This window comes from Ochrobactrum sp. C6C9 (assembly GCF_022627935.1).
In the GTDB taxonomy this organism is placed as follows: Bacteria; Pseudomonadota; Alphaproteobacteria; order Rhizobiales; family Rhizobiaceae; genus Brucella; species Brucella teleogrylli.
In genome coordinates this window covers 1-2,032 of sequence record NZ_JABXGB010000076.1, presented here as the reverse complement: position 1 = coordinate 2,032, position 2,032 = coordinate 1, and the positions used below count along the sequence as shown (strand labels likewise).

The following is a 2,032-nucleotide window of genomic DNA, read 5'->3' as shown; positions in this document are numbered from 1 at the left end:
CCGACGTCTCGAAGGACGAGCGCGTGCGCACCGCCTATATGGGAACCGAACATGAATAAAGGCCAACCGCTCCTGTCCGTGCGCGGACTGAATGCCTGGTATGGCGAAAGCCATGCCCTGCATGGCGTCGATCTCGACATCTGGCCGGGCGAAACCATCACGCTTCTGGGCCGCAACGGCGTCGGCAAGACGACAACCTTGCGCGCCATCATGGGTATCATCCGCAAGCGCACCGGCACGATCACGCTGGAGGGCAAAGACATCATGCGCGTGCCTTTGCATCGCATCGCCCATGCGGGTCTTGGCTTCGTGCCGGAAGAGCGCGGCATCTTCGCCACGCTCAGCGTGCACGAAAACCTGCTGCTGCCGCCGGTCGTCGCCAAAGATGGCGACAGCCTCATGTCGCTTGACGAGATTTACGCGCTGTTCCCGAACCTGCATGAACGGCGCAATAGCCCCGGCACCAAGCTGTCGGGCGGCGAGCAGCAGATGCTGGCCATTGCGCGCATCCTGCGCACCGGCGTCAAGGTGCTGCTGCTGGACGAGCCGACCGAAGGTCTGGCGCCCGTTATCGTGCAGCGCATCGGCGATGTGCTGGTGGAGCTGAAGAAGCGCGGCATGACCATCCTTCTGGTCGAGCAGAACTTCCGCTTTGCCGCCAAGGTCGCAGACCGCTTCTATCTGATGGACCATGGCGTGGTGACGGAGAACTTCCCAACCGCCGAACTGCCTGACCGCATGGCGGCCCTGAACGAAGCGCTGGGAGTCTGACATGACAATGATTTTTGGAATCCCCCTGCAAGCGCTTCTCGGCCAATTGCTGGTCGGTCTCATCAACGGCTCGTTCTATGCCATGCTGAGCCTTGGCCTTGCCATCATCTTCGGGCTGTTGCGCATCATCAACTTTGCCCATGGCGCACAATATATGCTGGGCGCTTTTGTCGGCTATCTGCTGTTGAGCTGGCTTGGCATCGGCTATTGGCCAGCGCTTATTCTGGCTCCGATCATCGTCGGTCTTGGCGGCGCGATTGTCGAGCGCGTGGCGCTGTCACGGCTTTATAATCTCGATCCGCTCTATGGACTGTTGTTCACCTTCGGTCTGGCGCTCGTGATCGAAGGCACGTTCCGCTATTATTATGGTGCTGCCGGACAGCCCTATGCGGTGCCACCGTCGCTTGCAGGCGGCAACAATCTCGGCTTCATGTTCCTGCCGAATTATCGCGCCTGGGTGGTGGTGGCTTCGCTGATCATCTGCCTTGGCACCTGGCTTCTGATCGAAAAGACCAAGCTTGGCGCTTATCTGCGCGCCGCCACCGAAAACCCGACACTGGTCAAGGCCTTCGGCATCAATGTGCCGCTGCTTCTCACCTTCACCTATGCGCTGGGTGCTGGCCTTGCGGGCGTTGCCGGCATCATGGCCGCCCCGATCTATCAGGTCAGCCCGCTGATGGGTTCGAACATCATCATCGTGGTCTTTGCCGTGGTGGTTGTCGGCGGCATGGGATCGATCCTCGGCGCCATCATCACCGGCTATGTGCTGGGACTGGCCGAAGGGCTCACCAAGGTCTTCTACCCGGAAGCCTCCAGCATCGTCATCTTCGTCATCATGGCTATCGTCCTTCTGGTGCGACCCGCCGGACTGTTCGGGAAGGAGGCCTGATATGGCTGATACCGCTCTTAAAGCAACGGCTGCGACGCATGACGTCAATGCCGCCAAGGCACCGGCGATCAACAGCCTGTCGGCCACCATCCTCATCATCGCCATCGTCGCACTGGCCGCAGCACCCTTCGTGGTCTATCCGATCTTTCTGATGAAGATGCTGTGCTTTGCGCTGTTTGCCTCGGCGTTCAACCTGCTGCTCGGCTATACCGGCATTCTCTCGTTTGGCCATGCAGCCTTCTTCGGCGGTGCGGCCTATATCACCGCGCATACGGTGAAGGAATGGGGCGTGACGCCGGAAGTGGGCCTGATCCTCGGCATTCTTGCCGCCGCAGCGCTTGGCCTCGTCATCGGCTATCTGGCCATTCGCCG

2 protein-coding genes and 1 pseudogene are annotated in these 2,032 nt (G+C 60.4%); all 3 read left to right on the top strand.

Features of this window, described 5'->3' with window-relative positions:
- The first annotated feature begins 51 nt into the window (after positions 1-51).
- Entirely contained in the window at positions 52-771 is a 720-nt protein-coding gene (locus tag HWD97_RS24070; protein ID WP_094513371.1) for an ABC transporter ATP-binding protein, read from the top strand.
- Between the two features lies 1 nt (position 772).
- Entirely contained in the window at positions 773-1,660 is an 888-nt protein-coding gene (locus tag HWD97_RS24065) for a branched-chain amino acid ABC transporter permease (RefSeq protein ID WP_094513372.1), read from the top strand.
- A 1-nt stretch (position 1,661) separates the two neighbouring features.
- Positions 1,662-2,032: pseudogene (locus HWD97_RS24060) on the top strand (branched-chain amino acid ABC transporter permease); the annotation flags it as partial.